The sequence below is a fragment of the Oceanibaculum sp. genome (genome assembly GCF_022449305.1).
GTDB classification, from domain to species: domain Bacteria; phylum Pseudomonadota; class Alphaproteobacteria; order Oceanibaculales; family Oceanibaculaceae; genus Oceanibaculum; species Oceanibaculum indicum.
The window spans coordinates 1-14,968 of the sequence record NZ_JAKUSO010000030.1 but is presented as its reverse complement, the minus strand read 5'-3'; the positions used below and the strand labels follow the sequence as shown (position 1 = coordinate 14,968).

14 protein-coding genes are annotated in these 14,968 nt (G+C 67.9%); 13 read left to right on the top strand and 1 reads right to left on the bottom strand.

Translation table 11 applies throughout. The annotated features are described in order from the left end of the window. Positions 1-2 precede the first annotated feature (2 nt). Together MK313_RS10580 and MK313_RS10575 are read left to right on the top strand one after the other, a co-directional pair. Entirely contained in the window at positions 3-776 is a 774-nt protein-coding gene (locus MK313_RS10580) for a TIGR02186 family protein (protein ID WP_287781440.1), read from the top strand. Between the two features lie 47 nt (positions 777-823). Then, the gene (locus MK313_RS10575) at positions 824-1,300 is read left to right on the top strand and encodes a universal stress protein (protein ID WP_202802408.1); all 477 of its coding nucleotides are present in this window, start codon (positions 824-826) and stop codon (positions 1,298-1,300) included. A gap of 2 nt (positions 1,301-1,302) precedes the next feature. On the opposite strand, the gene MK313_RS10570 is transcribed toward MK313_RS10575, so the two are convergent. After that, the gene (locus tag MK313_RS10570; RefSeq protein WP_121219439.1) at positions 1,303-2,544 is read right to left on the bottom strand and encodes an MFS transporter; all 1,242 of its coding nucleotides are present in this window, start codon (positions 2,542-2,544) and stop codon (positions 1,303-1,305) included. 488 nt (positions 2,545-3,032) lie between these two features. Between MK313_RS10570 and MK313_RS10565 the strand changes: the two genes are divergently transcribed. The 11 genes from MK313_RS10565 to MK313_RS10515 all read left to right on the top strand — a co-directional run. After that, positions 3,033-4,196 carry a phosphoserine transaminase gene (locus MK313_RS10565; protein WP_008945795.1) on the top strand — a complete coding sequence of 388 codons (1,164 nt, stop codon included), beginning with the start codon at positions 3,033-3,035 and terminating at the stop codon, positions 4,194-4,196. 30 nt (positions 4,197-4,226) lie between these two features. Next, a complete protein-coding gene (gene serA, locus MK313_RS10560; protein WP_008945796.1) occupies positions 4,227-5,804 on the top strand; it encodes a phosphoglycerate dehydrogenase in 1,578 nt (525 codons plus the stop codon). A gap of 157 nt (positions 5,805-5,961) precedes the next feature. After that, positions 5,962-7,320 carry a M16 family metallopeptidase gene (locus MK313_RS10555; RefSeq protein ID WP_287781437.1) on the top strand — a complete coding sequence of 453 codons (1,359 nt, stop codon included), beginning with the start codon at positions 5,962-5,964 and terminating at the stop codon, positions 7,318-7,320. A 33-nt stretch (positions 7,321-7,353) separates the two neighbouring features. Next, positions 7,354-8,706: a M16 family metallopeptidase gene (locus MK313_RS10550; RefSeq protein WP_287781436.1), complete on the top strand. Its 1,353-nt coding sequence runs from the start codon at positions 7,354-7,356 to the stop codon at positions 8,704-8,706. Between the two features lie 132 nt (positions 8,707-8,838). Continuing rightward, on the top strand, positions 8,839-10,140 hold the full coding sequence (locus tag MK313_RS10545) for a glucose-6-phosphate isomerase (protein WP_287781435.1): 1,302 nt from the start codon (positions 8,839-8,841) through the stop codon (positions 10,138-10,140). 7 nt (positions 10,141-10,147) lie between these two features. Next, the gene (gene mutL, locus MK313_RS10540; RefSeq protein ID WP_287781433.1) at positions 10,148-11,953 is read left to right on the top strand and encodes a DNA mismatch repair endonuclease MutL; all 1,806 of its coding nucleotides are present in this window, start codon (positions 10,148-10,150) and stop codon (positions 11,951-11,953) included. A gap of 88 nt (positions 11,954-12,041) precedes the next feature. Continuing rightward, the gene (locus MK313_RS10535; protein WP_287781431.1) at positions 12,042-12,632 is read left to right on the top strand and encodes an EF-hand domain-containing protein; all 591 of its coding nucleotides are present in this window, start codon (positions 12,042-12,044) and stop codon (positions 12,630-12,632) included. A gap of 32 nt (positions 12,633-12,664) precedes the next feature. Then, complete coding sequence (locus MK313_RS10530; protein ID WP_287781429.1) at positions 12,665-13,273, top strand: RNA polymerase sigma factor; 609 nt, start codon at positions 12,665-12,667, stop codon at positions 13,271-13,273. Further along, positions 13,270-13,767 (top strand): hypothetical protein, encoded by a 498-nt coding sequence (locus MK313_RS10525; RefSeq protein ID WP_008945803.1) that lies wholly within the window; start codon positions 13,270-13,272, stop codon positions 13,765-13,767. Before MK313_RS10530 ends, MK313_RS10525 begins: the two co-directional genes overlap by 4 nt. After that, positions 13,760-14,275: a periplasmic heavy metal sensor gene (locus MK313_RS10520; RefSeq protein WP_287781427.1), complete on the top strand. Its 516-nt coding sequence runs from the start codon at positions 13,760-13,762 to the stop codon at positions 14,273-14,275. Before MK313_RS10525 ends, MK313_RS10520 begins: the two co-directional genes overlap by 8 nt. Before the next feature lie 190 nt (positions 14,276-14,465). Next, the coding region (locus MK313_RS10515) for an outer membrane protein (protein WP_287781425.1) at positions 14,466-14,968 on the top strand (503 nt) is incomplete at its 3' end.

Here is a 14,968-nt window from a genome sequence, read left to right as displayed (position 1 = left end):
CCATGAATAGCGCCGCGGCAAACCGCCTGCCGGCACCCATCGCACCGATCCTGCTGGCGCTGATCTTGCTGCTGCCGGCCGGGCGCGCCTCGGCGCAGGAGCTGGTGGCCGACCTTTCCAACCATCTGGTGGCGATCACCGCCGGCTTCACCGGCACCGAGGTGCTGCTGTTCGGCGCCATCGAGGGCGAGGGCGATGTGGTGGTCTCGGTGACCGGCCCGACCCAGGATGTGATCGTCAGGCGCAAGGACAAGCTGCTCGGCATCTGGCTGACCGCGCGCTCCATCGGCTTTTCCGGCGTGCCCTCCTTCTATGCCATCGCCAGCAGCCGGCCGCTCGACGAGATCGCCAACGAGGCGGTCCGTTCGCGGCTGGAGATCGGCACCGGCAATCTGCGCCTGCCGCTGGCCGAGGGGCAATCCGTCACCCCCGCCGACGAGGCCGATTTCCGCACCGCGCTGATCCGCCGCAAGCAGGCGCGCGGGCTGTATCCGCCGACCGTCGGGCAGGTCGGCTTTGTCGGCCGGACGCTGTTCCGTACCCGGCTGTTCCTGCCGTCCAACGTGCCGACCGGCAATTATACCGTTACCGTCTATCTGATCCGCGAGCAGGAGGTGGTCAGCGCCCAGACCACGCCGCTGCTGGTCAGCAAGGCCGGCTTCGGCGCCGATGTGTACGAATTCGCCTACAATCACTCGGCCGCCTACGGCGCGATTGCCGTCATCATCGCGGTGATGGCAGGATGGCTGGCCTCGCTCATCTTCCGAAAGAGCTGACGACGATGACCGATATGCCTGATAGCAACCCCGGAGCGGAGGACGACATGCCTGCAAAGCAGCACGAACGCGTCTTCCTGGTGGTCGTGGACGATACGCCGGAGATGGCGGCGGCGCTGCGCTATGCCGCCCACCGCGCACGCAACTCGCGCGGCCGCCTGGCCATGCTTTATGTGATCGAGCCGGAGGATATCGAGCCCTGGATGTCGGTCGGCGACCTGATTCGCGAGGAGAAGCGCCAGGAGGCGGAGGAGAGTGTCGCCCGCTGTTCCGACCAGGCGGCGGCGATCACCGGCAAGATCCCGGTCGTCTATATCCGCGAGGGGCGGCGGCGGGACCAGATCCTGCAGCTGATCGACGAGGAGCCCGGCATCTCCATCCTGGTGCTGGCCGCCAGTACCGGACCGGAAGGGCCGGGGCCGCTGGTCAATCATCTGGTCGGCAAGGTCGCCGGCAAGATGCGCGTACCGATCACCGTGGTGCCGGGCAATCTGTCGGCGGACGATATCGAGGCGCTGACCTGAGTTCAGCCGGCAGCGGCGTCTTCTTCGCCGCGCGGGTCGAGTTCCGAGGCCACGCCGGTCATCCGGGTCAGCGGCACGAACGGCCCTTGCTCCTCCACCGTCGGCGCGGCGCGGCGGGTCATCCGGTACAGGCCGAAGCCGGCAACCAGCAGCGAGGTCAGCGCCAGCGTGTAGTACAGCGCCGCCGGCCCCGCCATCTCCATCGCCTGCGAGGCGCCCAGCGGGCCGATCACCGCCCCCGCGCCATAGGCGATCAGCAGACCGGCCGAGGCCGGGACCAGATCGTCTGCGGCGATATGGTCGTTGGTATGGGCGACGCTCAGCGGATAGACCACGAAGCTGAGGCCGCCCTGCAGCGCGGCTACCGCCAGCAGCAGCTCGAAAGACAGGCCGAGCGCCGGCACGACGGCGAGGCTGACCAGGGCGGCGGCCACCAGCACGGCGACCATGACGCTGCGCCGGTCGAACCGGTCAGACAGCTTGCCGACCGGCCATTGCAGCACTAGCCCGCCCAGGATGGTGGCGCTCATGAAGGCGGAGATACCGGCCAGCGACAGCCCCATCTCGGCGGCGAAGATCGGCCCCAGCCCGTAGAAGGCGCCGGTCAGCACGCCGCTGGCCAGGCAGCCGATAACACCCAGCGGCGATATCCGGTACAGCTTGGCGAAGCTGAAGCGCGCCGGCTGCACCGGCGTCGGGCTGGCCTGCCGGTCCAGCGCCAGCGGCACCAGCGAGACCGAGAACAGGATCGAGGCCAGGCTGAACAGCACGAAGCTGGTCGGGTCATAGGCGGTCAGCAGGAACTGGCCGAGACCCAGCGCCAGATAGGTGGTGATGAGGTAGGCTGAGAGCATCTGGCCGCGATTCTGGTTGGTCGCGGCGCCGTTCAGCCAGCTTTCGGTGACCACGAAGACGCCGGCCATGCAGATGCCGGTCAGCCCGCGCAGCACCGCCCAGACCAGCGGATCGACGAAGATCGCATGCGCCATGGCGAAGGCGGAGATCAGCGAGGCCAGGGCGGCGAAGGTGCGGATATGGCCGACCCGCTCCACCAGCTTGTGGGCGATCAGGCTGCCGGCGACGAGACCGGCGAAATAGGCGGCGCCGACCAGGCCGGCGAGGCCGGTCGAGAACCCCTCGGCCGTCATGCGCACCGCCAGCAGCGTGGAGAACAGCCCGTTCGCCAGCAGCAGCAGGGCAACGCTGACCAGCAGCGCCGCGACCGTTTTCAGCATGCCGAACATGGGCCGGCCCCTTGGCTTTCCTCACCTGATGCCTGCATGCGGCATATCGCCGGCGGATGCAACCGGGATCGGCGGGCGGCGGCGGCATTATGGGAGGTGGTGGTTGATCCTTATCCATCGTCATTCCCGGCTTGTCCCGGGAATCCAGGCTTCAGCTTACTCGGCAAACGATCCAGCTAGCGGAAGCCTGGACCCCCGCAACAAGTGCGGGGGTGACAGTTGGAGTGGTGGCCCTGCGCGCGCATCGCTTTCAGGGCATGGTTGCCCAAACGGTTCTGAGAGGAAACGCACCCCTCCCCCTTCTGCGTGGCGGAAATGCCTTCCGCAGGGTGAAAGCGGCGGAAATGCTGGCCTGTAAGCGCCCTTTACAGGCCGCCCGATGGCATGCCCCCTGCGTCAAGCTGTGCATTGACGCGATGCAGCATTATGCGCTTAGTATCGCCCGCCACCGCCTCCATTAGCGGCACCGAAAATAGGGGAACCCCGCCATGAAGCCGAATACGCGCCCCGCCGTCCCGTACTTTTCCTCCGGCCCCTGCGCCAAGCGTCCGGGCTGGTCGCCCGCCGCGCTGTCCGACGCTGCCGTAGCCCGCTCGCACCGCGCCAAGCTGGGCAAGGCCAAGCTGGCCGAGGTGATCGACCGCACCCGCGCCATCCTCGGCGTGCCGGCCGACTGGCGCATCGGCATCGTGCCGGCCTCCGACACCGGCGCCTTCGAGATGGCGATGTGGACCCTGCTGGGCGCGCGCGGCGTCGATGCGCTGGCGTGGGAGAGCTTCGGCTCCGGCTGGGTGACCGACATTCTGAAGCAGCTGAAGCTGACCGATGTGCGGGTGATCGAGGCCGATTACGGCAAGCTGCCGGACCTCGGCCAGGTCGATTTCTCGCGTGATGTTGTATTCACCTGGAACGGCACCACCTCCGGCGTGCGCGTGCCCAATGGCGACTGGATCCCCGCCGACCGCGAGGGGCTGACGCTGTGCGACGCCACCTCCGCCGCCTTCGCCATGGACCTGCCCTGGGACAAGCTGGATGCCGTCACCTATTCCTGGCAGAAGGTGCTGGGCGGCGAGGCGCAGCACGGCATGCTGATCCTCTCCCCGCGCGCCGTCGAGCGGCTGGAGAGCTACAAGCCGGCCTGGCCGCTGCCCAAGCTGTTCCGCATGACCAAGAACGGCAAGCTGAACGAAGGCATCTTCAAGGGCGAGACCATCAACACGCCCTCCATGCTCTGCGTCGAGGACCAGATCGACGCGCTGCGCTGGGCCGAGAGCCTCGGCGGGCTGAAGGGGCTGATCGCGCGCAGCCAGGCCAACCTGAAGGCCGTCGAGGCCTGGGTCGAGAAGAGCGACTGGGCGGCCTTCCTGCCGGAGACGAAGGAGACCCGTTCCAGCACCTCGATCTGCCTGGTCATCAAGGACAGCTGGTTCACCGGCCTGTCCGCCGAGGCGCAGGCCGCGGCCGCCAAGAAGCTGGCCGCTTTGGTCGAGGCCGAGGGCGTGGGCTACGACATCGGCGCCTATCGCGATGCCCCCGCGGGCCTGCGCATCTGGGGCGGTGCCACGGTCGAGACATCCGATATAGAGGCCCTGCTGCCCTGGCTCGACTGGGCCTATGCCCAGGTGAAGAATGAGGCCGCCAAGGCCGCCTGATCCCCCTGCTGTTGAAAGAATAGGAAGACGATGCCCAAGGTTCTGATCTCCGATGCGCTGTCGGAGCGCGCCGTCGATATTTTCCGCGAGCGCGGGATCGAGGTGGACTACAAGCCCGGCATGAAGGCCGACGAGCTGGTGTCCGTCATCGGCAATTACGATGGCCTCGCCATCCGCTCCGCCACCAAGGTGACGGAAGCCGTGCTGGAAAAGGCCGGCGGCCTGAAGGTGATCGGTCGCGCCGGTATCGGCGTCGACAATGTCGATGTGCCGGCTGCAACGAAGAAGGGCGTGGTCGTCATGAACACGCCGTTCGGCAACTCCATCACCACCGCCGAACACGCGATCTCGATGATGATGGCGCTGGCCCGGCAGATTCCCGAAGCCAACGCCTCCACCCATGCCGGCAAGTGGGAGAAGAACCGCTTCATGGGCGTGGAGCTGTTCGGCAAGGTGCTGGGCGTCATCGGCTGCGGCAATATCGGCTCGATCGTCATCGACCGGGCGCAGGGGCTTAAGATGAAGGTGATCGGCTTCGATCCCTTCCTGACCGAGGAGCGCGCGCAGGATATCGGCATCGAGAAGGTGGAGCTGGACGAGCTGCTGGCCCGCGCCGACTTCATCACGCTGCACACGCCGCTGACCGATTCGACCCGCAACATCCTGAACGCCGAGAACATCGCCAAGACCAAGCCGGGCGTGCGCATTGTCAATTGCGCGCGCGGCGGCCTGATCGATGAGGCGGCGCTGAAGGCAGCCCTGGAATCCGGCCATGTCGCCGGCGCCGCGCTGGACGTGTTCGAGGTCGAGCCGGCCAAGGAGAACGCGCTGTTCGGCATGGAGAATGTGGTGGTGACACCGCATCTCGGCGCCGCCACCTCGGAAGCGCAGGAGAATGTGGCGCTGCAGGTCGCCGAGCAGATGGCCGACTATCTGCTGACCGGCGCCATCTCCAACGCCGTGAACGTGGCCTCGGTCTCCGCCGAGGACGCGCCGAAGCTGAAGCCCTACATGCAGCTGGCCGAATATCTGGGCAGCATGCTGGGCCAGCTGACCGTCGAGGGCATCGGCCAGGTAACGGTGGAGCTGGAAGGCCACGCCGCCACGCTGAACAGCAAGCCGATCCTGGCGGCAGCGCTGGCCGGGCTGATGAAGCCGATCAGCGACAGCGTGAACATGGTGAACGCGCCCAGCTTCGCCCGCCAGCGCGACATCGCCGTCAGCCTGACCGCGCATGACCGCGACTGCGACTACCAGACGCTGGTGCGGGTGACCACCACCGACGGCTCGCAGACCCGCACCGTCGCCGGCACGCTGTTCGGCGGCCGCGCGCCGCGCCTGGTCGAGGTGCGCGGGATCAGCATGGAGGCCGATTTCGGCGCCACCATGCTGTATGTGCGCAACCGTGACGAGCCGGGCTTCATCGGCAAGCTGGGCAGCACGCTGGGCGAGGCCGGCATCAACATCGCCAGCTTCTATCTTGGCCGGACCGAGAAGGGCGGCGTCGCCCTGTCGCTGGTCGATATCGACGGCACGGTCGAGGATGCGGTGCTGCAGCGCATCCGCGCCCTGCCCGGCGTCATCCGCGCCGAGCTGCTGACCTTCTGACCTTTCGCCCTTCCGAAAGCATGGCGCGGCGGTCTTCTGGGCCGCCGCGTTTTTATTTCCCCCAACCTAGTACGCACACCTCGCCGCCGCGCCATCATCGGGCCATATTGATCGGGCTGGATTACTCTACCGACCCGACCCCCGAGGAACAGGCGCCATGACCCTGCCGAGATCCGTCCTCTTCCGCCCGATTGCCGCCCTCTGCGCCGTACTGGCGCTGCTGTTCGCCGCGACGCCAGGCCAGGCCGCCGTCTTCAATCCGAAGAGCTTCACGCTGGAGAACGGGCTGCAGGTGGTGGTGGTGGAGAACCATCGCATCCCCGTCGTCACCCATATGGTCTGGTACCGCACCGGATCGGCCGACGAGCAGCGCGGCAAGTCAGGCATCGCGCATTTCCTCGAACATCTGATGTTCCGCGGCACCGGCGAGCTGGCTCCCGGTGAGTTCAGCCGCATCGTCAACCGCAATGGCGGCCAGGACAACGCCTTCACATCCTGGGACTACACCGCCTATTTCCAGACCGTCGCCGCCGACCGGCTGGAGCTGATGATGAAGCTGGAGGCCGACCGCATGGCCAATCTGGCACTGACCGACGCGGTCGTGCTGCCAGAACGCGACGTGATCCTGGAGGAACGCCGGCAGGTCATCGACAATAACCCCAGCGCCATCCTGGGCGAGCAGATGCGTGCCGCGCAGTATCTGCACCACCCCTACCGCATCCCGATCATCGGCTGGGAATCGGAGATGCGCACGCTCACGACCCAGGACGCGCTGGACTGGTACCAGCGCTGGTATGTGCCGAACAACGCCTTCGTCGTGATCGCCGGCGATGTGACGGTGGAGCAGGTGCGCCCGCTGGCGGAGAAATATTACGGCCCGATCCCGCGCCGCGAGATTGCGCCCCGCGACCGCGTGGACGAACCGCCGCAGCAGGCTGCCCGCCGGCTGGAATTGAGCGACGCCCGCGTGCAGCAGCCCAGCGTCTCCCGCCAATATCTTGCCCCTTCCTATGTCTGGGGCGAGACGGAACATGCCTATGCGCTGGATGTGCTGGCGGAAATCCTGTCCGGCGGCCCGACCAGCCGGCTCTACCGCAAGCTGGTGATCGAGGATGGCCTCGCCGTCTCGGCGGGCGCCTATTACAGCGCCGATGCGCTGGGGCCGGGCGGTTTCGGCTTCTATGGCTCGCCGAAGCCCGGCGTGGAGATTGAGAAGGTCGAGGCCGCCATCGATGCCGAGATCGCGGCATTGCTGGAAAAGGGCGTGACCGACCAGGAGATCGCCGACGCCAAGCAGCGGCTGCGCGCCGACGCGGTGTTCGCCCGCGACAGCATCCGCGGCCCGGCCAACGTCATCGGCCGCGCGCTGGCCACCGGCCAGACGCTGGAGGATGTTGAGGCCTGGCCGGCGCGCATCGAGGCCGTGACCCGTGACCAGGTGGAGGCCGCCGCCCGCGCCGTGCTGAAGCCCGAACAGTCGGTCACCGGCATCCTGCGCCCGAAACCCGCAAGCTAAGCCCGCCAGCTAAGCCCGAATAAGGATCAGACAATGCGGACCCATCTTTCCCGCCTGCTCGTCATCCTCCCGCTGCTGGCGTTGCTGGCCGTCGCCTCCCCGGCCCGCGCCCACGAGATCAAGCGCGTGGTCAGCCCCGGCGGCATCGAGGCCTGGCTGGTCGAGGACCATAGCAACCCGATCATCGCGCTGGAGGCTGGCTTCCGCGGCGCGGGTGCCACCGCCGATCCTGACGGCAAGGAAGGGCTGGCCAGCATGACGACCAGCCTGCTGACCGAGGGCGCCGGCGACATGGACAGCCAGGCCTTCCAGAAGAAGCTGGCCGATTTGTCGATCTCGCTGGGTTTCTCCGCCAGCCAGGACGGGATCAGCGGCGGGCTGCGCACCCTGACCGAGAACCGCGACACCGCGTTCGACATGCTGCGCCTCGCCCTGACCCAGCCGCGTTTCGACCCCGAGCCGCTGGAACGGGTGCGTGGCCAGATGCTGGTCGGGCTGAAGCGCGAGCGCGAACGGCCGGGCAGCATCGCCAGCCGCGCCTTCTGGACCAGCGCCTATCCGGACCATCCCTATGGCCGGCGCGGCAGCGGTACACCGGAATCGGTCGCCGCCCTGACCCCTGCCGATCTGAAGCAGGTGGTCAGCCAGCGCTTCTCCCGCGCCAATCTGCTGGTCGGCGTGGTCGGCGACATCACGCCGGAGGAGCTGGCCCCGGCGCTCGACCGCATCTTCGGCACCCTGCCGGCCACGGCAAGCCTGCCGGAAATTCCCGATGTGCAGCCGGCCTTCGCCGGCGATGTGATGGTGATCGACCGCACCATGCCGCAGAGCACGGTGCTGTTCGGCCAGCGCGGGCTGAAGCGCGACGATCCCGACTATTTCGCTGCCGCCATCCTGATGGAGATCATGGGCGGCGGCTTCGGCTCCCGCCTGACCGAGGAAATCCGGGAAAAGCGCGGCCTCGCCTATTCCGTCTCCGCCGGCCTCGCGCCGATGGATCATTCAGCGGCCATCGCCGGCAGTGTGGGCACCGCCAATGCGCGGGTCGCGGAGTCCATCGCGCTGGTCCGGCAGGAATGGCAGCGCATGGCCAGCGACGGGCCGACCGCCGATGAGGTGGCGGATGCCAAGGCCTACCTCACCGGTTCCTACTTTCTGTCGCTTGATGGCTCGGGCCGCATCGCCTCCATGCTGGTGGCGATCCAGCGCGAGAATCTCGGCATCGACTATCTGGACCGCCGTGCCGGGCTGATCGAGGCGGTGACGATGGACGATCTGAAGCGCCTCTCCGCCAGCCTGTTCGACCCGAAGGCCCTGACCTTCGTCATTGTCGGCCAGCCCGAGGGCGTTACCGCAACGAAGCCGGCACCCGGCCAGGATTCCTGAGCCGGGAGCCTTTGGGGCGTCAGCGGCGTTAAATCTATCTGTCATTGCCGGGCTTGCTCCGCCTCCCCAGCCCCCTTGGCGGAGGGGCGGCGGCTTGCTACCCTGAAGCTTACCCATTAATGGTGTTTGTTTATGTATTACACACAAGATATAGCGAGCTGCCTGTCAGGCCGGATCGGCGCGGCGGGTCCGCGCGAGAGCGAGCTGGCGCGTCGCGTGGCGCTGGCTGCCCCGGCACTGGCGGCGCTGCGCCAGTGGCACAAGGAGGGCAGCCTGCCGCTGCTGCGCCTGCCGGGGCGCGAGGATGACCTGCCCGAGCTGGAAGCCATCGCCGCCGATTACCGCGCCCGGTTCGACGATGTGATCGTGCTGGGCACCGGCGGCTCCAGCCTCGGCGGGCGCACGCTCTATCGCCTCACCGACAAGGGTTTCGGCCCGCCCGAGGGCACGCCGCGCCTGCATTTCATGGACAATGTCGATCCGGCCACCTTCCAGGCGCTGTTCGCCGCCGTCGATTTCAAGCGCGCCGGCATTATCGTCATTTCCAAGTCGGGCGGCACGGCGGAAACGCTGATGCAGTTCCTCACCTGCCTGGAACCGCTGGTGCTGGCGGTCGGCGAGGAGAATGTGGCCGCCCATGTGACCGCGATCACCGAGCAGACCGATAATCCGCTGCGCAAGCTGGCAAAGCGCTATGGCGTCCCGACGATCACCCATGATCCGAAGGTCGGCGGGCGCTATTCCGTGCTGTCCTGCGTCGGCGCGCTGCCGGCGCTGATCGCCGGGCTGGATGTGCGCGCGCTGCGCCGGGGCGCGCAGTCGGTCCTGGACACCGCCTTCGCTGCAAAAGACCCGATGGACTGCCCGCCGGCGGTGGGTGCCGCCCTGTCGCTGCTGCTGGCCGACAGCCGGGGGGCGGGCCAGACCGTGCTGATGCCCTATCTCGACCAGCTGAACGACCTCAGCTTCTGGTACCGGCAGCTCTGGGCGGAAAGCCTGGGCAAGGACGGCAATGGCACGACGCCGGTGAACGCGCTGGGCACGGTCGATCAGCACAGCCAGCTGCAGCTCTATCTCGCCGGCCCAGCGGACAAGATGTTCACCTTGATCCTGGGCAAGGTCGCGGGCACCGGCCCGCGCATCGCCGATGGCGTGGCCGGGGAGGCAACACCCGCCTATCTGCGCGGCCGCACCATGGGCGATCTGCTGGATGCCGAGCAGCGCGCCACCGCCGAGACGCTGATCCGCAACCAGCGCCCGACCCGGCTGATCCATATCGACACAGTGGATGAGGGCACGCTGGGCGCGCTGATGATGCATTTCATGCTGGAGACCATCATCGCCGCGCATCTGCTGGATATCGACCCGTTCGACCAGCCCGCCGTCGAGGAGGGCAAGGTGCTGACCCGCGACTATCTCGGCGCGATGGGCTGACGCCGCCATGGCCATCCGCCGCCTGCCCGACATACTGGTCAACCAGATCGCCGCCGGCGAAGTGGTGGAGCGCCCGGCCAGCGCTGTGAAGGAGCTGGTGGAGAACGCATTGGATGCCGGGGCGACGCGCATCGACGTGATCCTGCGCGATGGCGGGCAGTCGCTGATCTCGGTCAGCGATGACGGCATCGGCATGACGCCCGACGAGCTGGAGCTGGCGGTCGAACGCCATGCCACCTCCAAGCTGCCGGACGACGATCTGGTGCGGATATCCTCGCTGGGGTTCCGGGGCGAGGCGCTGCCCTCCATCGGCGCGGTCAGCCGGCTTTCGATCACCTCGCGCAAGCGGGACTCGGACAGTGCGTGGAAGATATCCATCGAGGGCGGACGCAAGCTGCCGGTCGAACCCGCCGCCCATCCGCCGGGCACACGGGTCGAGGTGCGCGACCTGTTCTACGCCACGCCCGCGCGGCTGAAATTCCTGAAGACGCCGCGCGCCGAATACAGCCAGGCGATCGACACCATCAACCGGCTGGCAATGGCGCATCCGCATGTGGGATTCACGCTGGGCGACGGCGCGCGGACCTCGGTGAAGCTGGCTGCCGGACAGGGTGAGCTGTTCGATATCAGGCTACGCCGGCTGGCCGCGATCATGGGCGACTCCTTCTCGGAGAATGCGCTGCGCATTGATGCCATGCGCGAGGGGCTGCATCTCACCGGCTATGCCGGGCTGCCGACGCTGAATCGCGGCAATGCGCAGATGCAGTTCCTGTTCGTGAATGGCCGCCCGGTAAAGGACCGGCTGCTGCTCGGCGCGGTGCGCGGCGCCTATCAGGATTTCCTGTCGCATGACCGGCACCCGCTGCTGGCGCTGTTCCTGGACATCCCGCCGGAAGCGGTGGATGTGAACGTGCACCCGGCGAAGGCGGAGGTGCGGTTCCGCGAGTCGGGGCTGGTGCGCGGCCTCATCGTCTCGGCGCTGAAGCATGCGCTGGCCGAGGCCGGGCACCGTGCCTCCACCACCGTCTCGGTGGCCGCGCTCGGCGCCTTCCGGAATGACGGGCCGCCGGCGGGCTTCCGCCCGCAATACAGGCCCGGTCCTGCCTACGCCTATCCCGCGCAGGGCGGGGCTTTGGCGGAAGCGCTGCACGACTACCACGCCCCCTTGCCCGGATTGGAGGCCCAGCCCGCCGCCCGGCCGATGCCCACACCCGAGGCGCTGCCGCCCGCCAACCTGCCTTTGGGCGTGCCGACCGCGCAGCTGCACGGCACCTATATCGTCGCGCAGACCGCCGACGGCATCGTCATCGTCGATCAGCACGCGGCGCATGAACGGCTGGTCTATGAGCGCATGAAGGAGGCACTGGCCCGCGACGGGGTGAAGCGCCAGGCGCTGCTGCTGCCCGAGGTGGTGGAGCTGGAGGAAGCCGCCGTCGAGCGGCTGACCGCGCGCGCCGAGGATCTGGCGAGGCTCGGCCTCGTCATCGAGGCCTTCGGGCCCGGCGCCGTGGTGGTGCGCGAGGTGCCCGTGCTGCTCGGCCAGACCGACGCCGCCGGGCTGGTCCGCGACCTTGCCGACGACCTCGCCGAATGGGATCAGGCGCTGACGCTGGAGGACCGGCTGGCGCATGTCTGCGGCACCATGGCCTGCCACGGATCAGTGCGCGCCGGGCGCCGGCTGAACGCCGAGGAGATGAGCGCGCTGCTGCGCCAGATGGAGGCGACGCCGCATTCCGGCCAGTGCAACCATGGCCGCCCCACCTATGTCGAGCTGAAGCTGGCCGACATCGAAAGGCTGTTCGGTAGGCGCTAGAACGCCCCGCGACGGAAATCCGTTGCCCCTGCGTGTATAGGGCAGGTCCGGAAGAAACGGACCGCCCCTTACACGAAAGGATGACCCTATGACCACACAAACCAACAGCCGCAAGCGGACCCTGCCCCCCACCCTGCGAGTCGCCCTGCTGGGCGCGGCAGCACTGGGCATCACGCTCGGCGGCTTCGCCGCCCTGCCCGGCATCGCCCATGCGGTGAACGACATGCGCACCCCCAAAATGAGCGCCGAGCAGCGGGAGCAGCGCGTCCAGCACATGCTGGAACGCTTCGATGCGAACAATGACGGCCAGATCACCCGCGCGGAGGTCGAAGCCGCACACGCGGCCCGGCTCGCCAAGTTCGATACCGACAAGGATGGCGCCTTGTCGCCCGACGAGTTCCGCTCGATGATGGCCGCACGGCTGGACGAGATGGCCGCACGCGGCTTCTCGCGGATGGACCGCAACAAGGACGGCAAGATCGGGCCGGACGAGCAGCGCCACTCCCCCGCCCCGATGTTCGGGCGTCTCGACGCCAACTGGGACGGCGTGGTGACCACGGAAGAACTGCGCCAGGCCCGGTTCGAGCATAAGCATGACGGCCTGCCGCATCATGGTAAGTTCCGTGACGGGCACTTCATGAAGGGCCCGCAGGGCGAAGCGCCCGGCACGCACGACTGATCCCTTCCAAGGCATCAGACAGGAACGGCGCCGTGCGGCGAACGACGGAATGGGGATGGCGTGTGCAGAAGACGGACGAGTCCGAACCTTCAGACGACAACCTCATCCTGCGTCTCGCCGCCGGTGACGATGCCGCCTTCGCCCTACTGCTCGACCGCCATCTCGGCATGGTCCACCGGCTCGCCTGGCGTCTGCTGGGCGACCGGGCGGAGGCCGAGGATGTGGCGCAGGAAAGCTTCCTGCGGCTGTGGAACAACGCGGCATCCTGGCGGCCCGGTGAGGCCGGGCTGAAGAGCTGGCTCTACCGCGTCGCCTTCAACCTTTCCCACGACAGGCTGCGCCGCCGCCGGCTGGTACTGATGGACGAACCGCCGGAGAGCATCGACCCGGCCCCCCGCCCCGGCGAGGCGATGGAGGAGGACGAACGCGGGCTGGCCGTGCGCCACGCCCTCGACAGCCTGCCGGAACGCCAGCGCGCGGCGCTGGTGCTGAGCTACTACGAAGGGCTGAGCCAGGCCGAGGCATCCGCCTTGCTGGAGATCAGCGAGGAAGCGCTGGAATCGCTGCTGGCGCGGGGCCGGCGCAAATTGCGGGAACTGCTGGGCGCGCAAGGGCGCGATCTGCTGGAGGGCTTGTCATGACCGAAGGACACAAGGATATGGATAAGCGGCGGCTGGACGCGCTGCTCGACGCCTATGGCGCCGACCCGGCGCGCTGGCCGGCGGCGGAACGCAACGCAGCGCAGGCCCTGCTGGCGTCGGACCCGGCGGCGCAGGCCCGGCTGGAACAGGCGCGCCTTCTGGACCGCGCGCTGGACGCGCTGCCGCCCGCCCCCGCCCCGGCCGGCGATCTCGCGGCGCGCATCCGGAATGCGGCACGGCAGCCGGTAGCGCCGGCCATTACCGTGCCGGCACCGGCCAATACGAATTCGCCCTGGCGCTTCACGGCAGCACTGGCCGCCTCCGCTGTCATCGGCCTGTGGCTGGGCTTCGCCGCTGCCCCGGTCACCAGCCCCTTCACCTCCGGCGGCAGTACCACCATCGACCTTGCCGCCATCGATCAACAGGATGTCGCCGCCCTGGCGTTCGGCCCGCTGGCCGGCCAGAACGGAACGGGAGACACGAGCTATGACTGACGCCCCGGAAAACCGGTCTGCGGGGAAATCCCGGTTGCGCCGCTGGCTGCTGCCGGCCTCGCTGGTGCTGAACCTGCTGCTGGCCGGCATCATCGCCGGCAGCGCGCTGTCGCACTGGCATGGCGACCGCGGCCCGAAGGAGCGCCGGTTCGGCTTCGGTCCGCTGGAATACGCCGTCCCGCAGCAGGCCCGGCAGAAGCTGGAACCGGTGTTCGAGCGCGAGCGCGCCAATATGCGCGATGCCTTCCGCGACCTGCGCCGCGCCCGTGGCAGCATGCACGAGGCGATGCTGAAGCAGCCCTACGATCCCGATGCGGCGGCCCGGGCGCTGGAAGAGGTACGTGACCGCTCGGCGGCGATGCAGGATGTGCTGCATAATCTGCTGCTGTCGATCAACGAAAAGCTGACGCCGGAGGAGCGCCGGCAGTTCCTGGAAGCGCTGGAACGGCCGCTGAAGAAGCCCGGCCCCGGCCCCGAACGGAGTCCCGAACGCGGCCCGGAGCGCTGATTCGCGGTATTTCAATAGGATTTCGTGACTTTTTGGCCACAGCCCTAGCCTTCTAGCAACAGTCCCTGTGAATCCCGTGAAGCCGGCACAGTTTTTTGTTATTGCTTAATAGGAGCTGGCCATCGCGGTACCGGACGGGACTTCGCGGCCGCCGAATAATTCCTTCTGCAAAAAGAAGAGGGTACACACCATGAAGTTCAATGCGCCAATCATTGCCGCGGCGCTGCTGGTCGGCCTCCCGACCGCCGCCCTGGCGCAGCCGGATGGCTGGTATCTGGGCCTGGGCGCCGGCGTCAACCTGCAGGAAGACGCCGACATCAGCGGCTCCGGCATCAGCAGCGAGGCCGATTTCGACACCGGCGCGCTAGGTGCCGCCGCACTGGGCTACAAGTTTGGCGCCCCGCGCCTGGAGCTTGAGTTCTCCTACCGCGGCAACGATGCGGACACCGTTGGCGGCGTGAACGGCGCCGGCAACACCCGCGCCCAGGCGCTGATGCTGAACCTGCTGTACGATTTCGACATGGGCGGCTTCACCCCCTATCTCGGTGTCGGTATCGGCGGCGCGGCCGTGAAGTATGACGGCATCGCCCCGGTCGGTGCGGGCAGCCTCAACGACTCCGACATCGTGCTGGCCTATCAGGGCATCGCCGGTGTGGGCTATGACGTCAGCGAGCAGCTGAGCCTGTTCGCCGC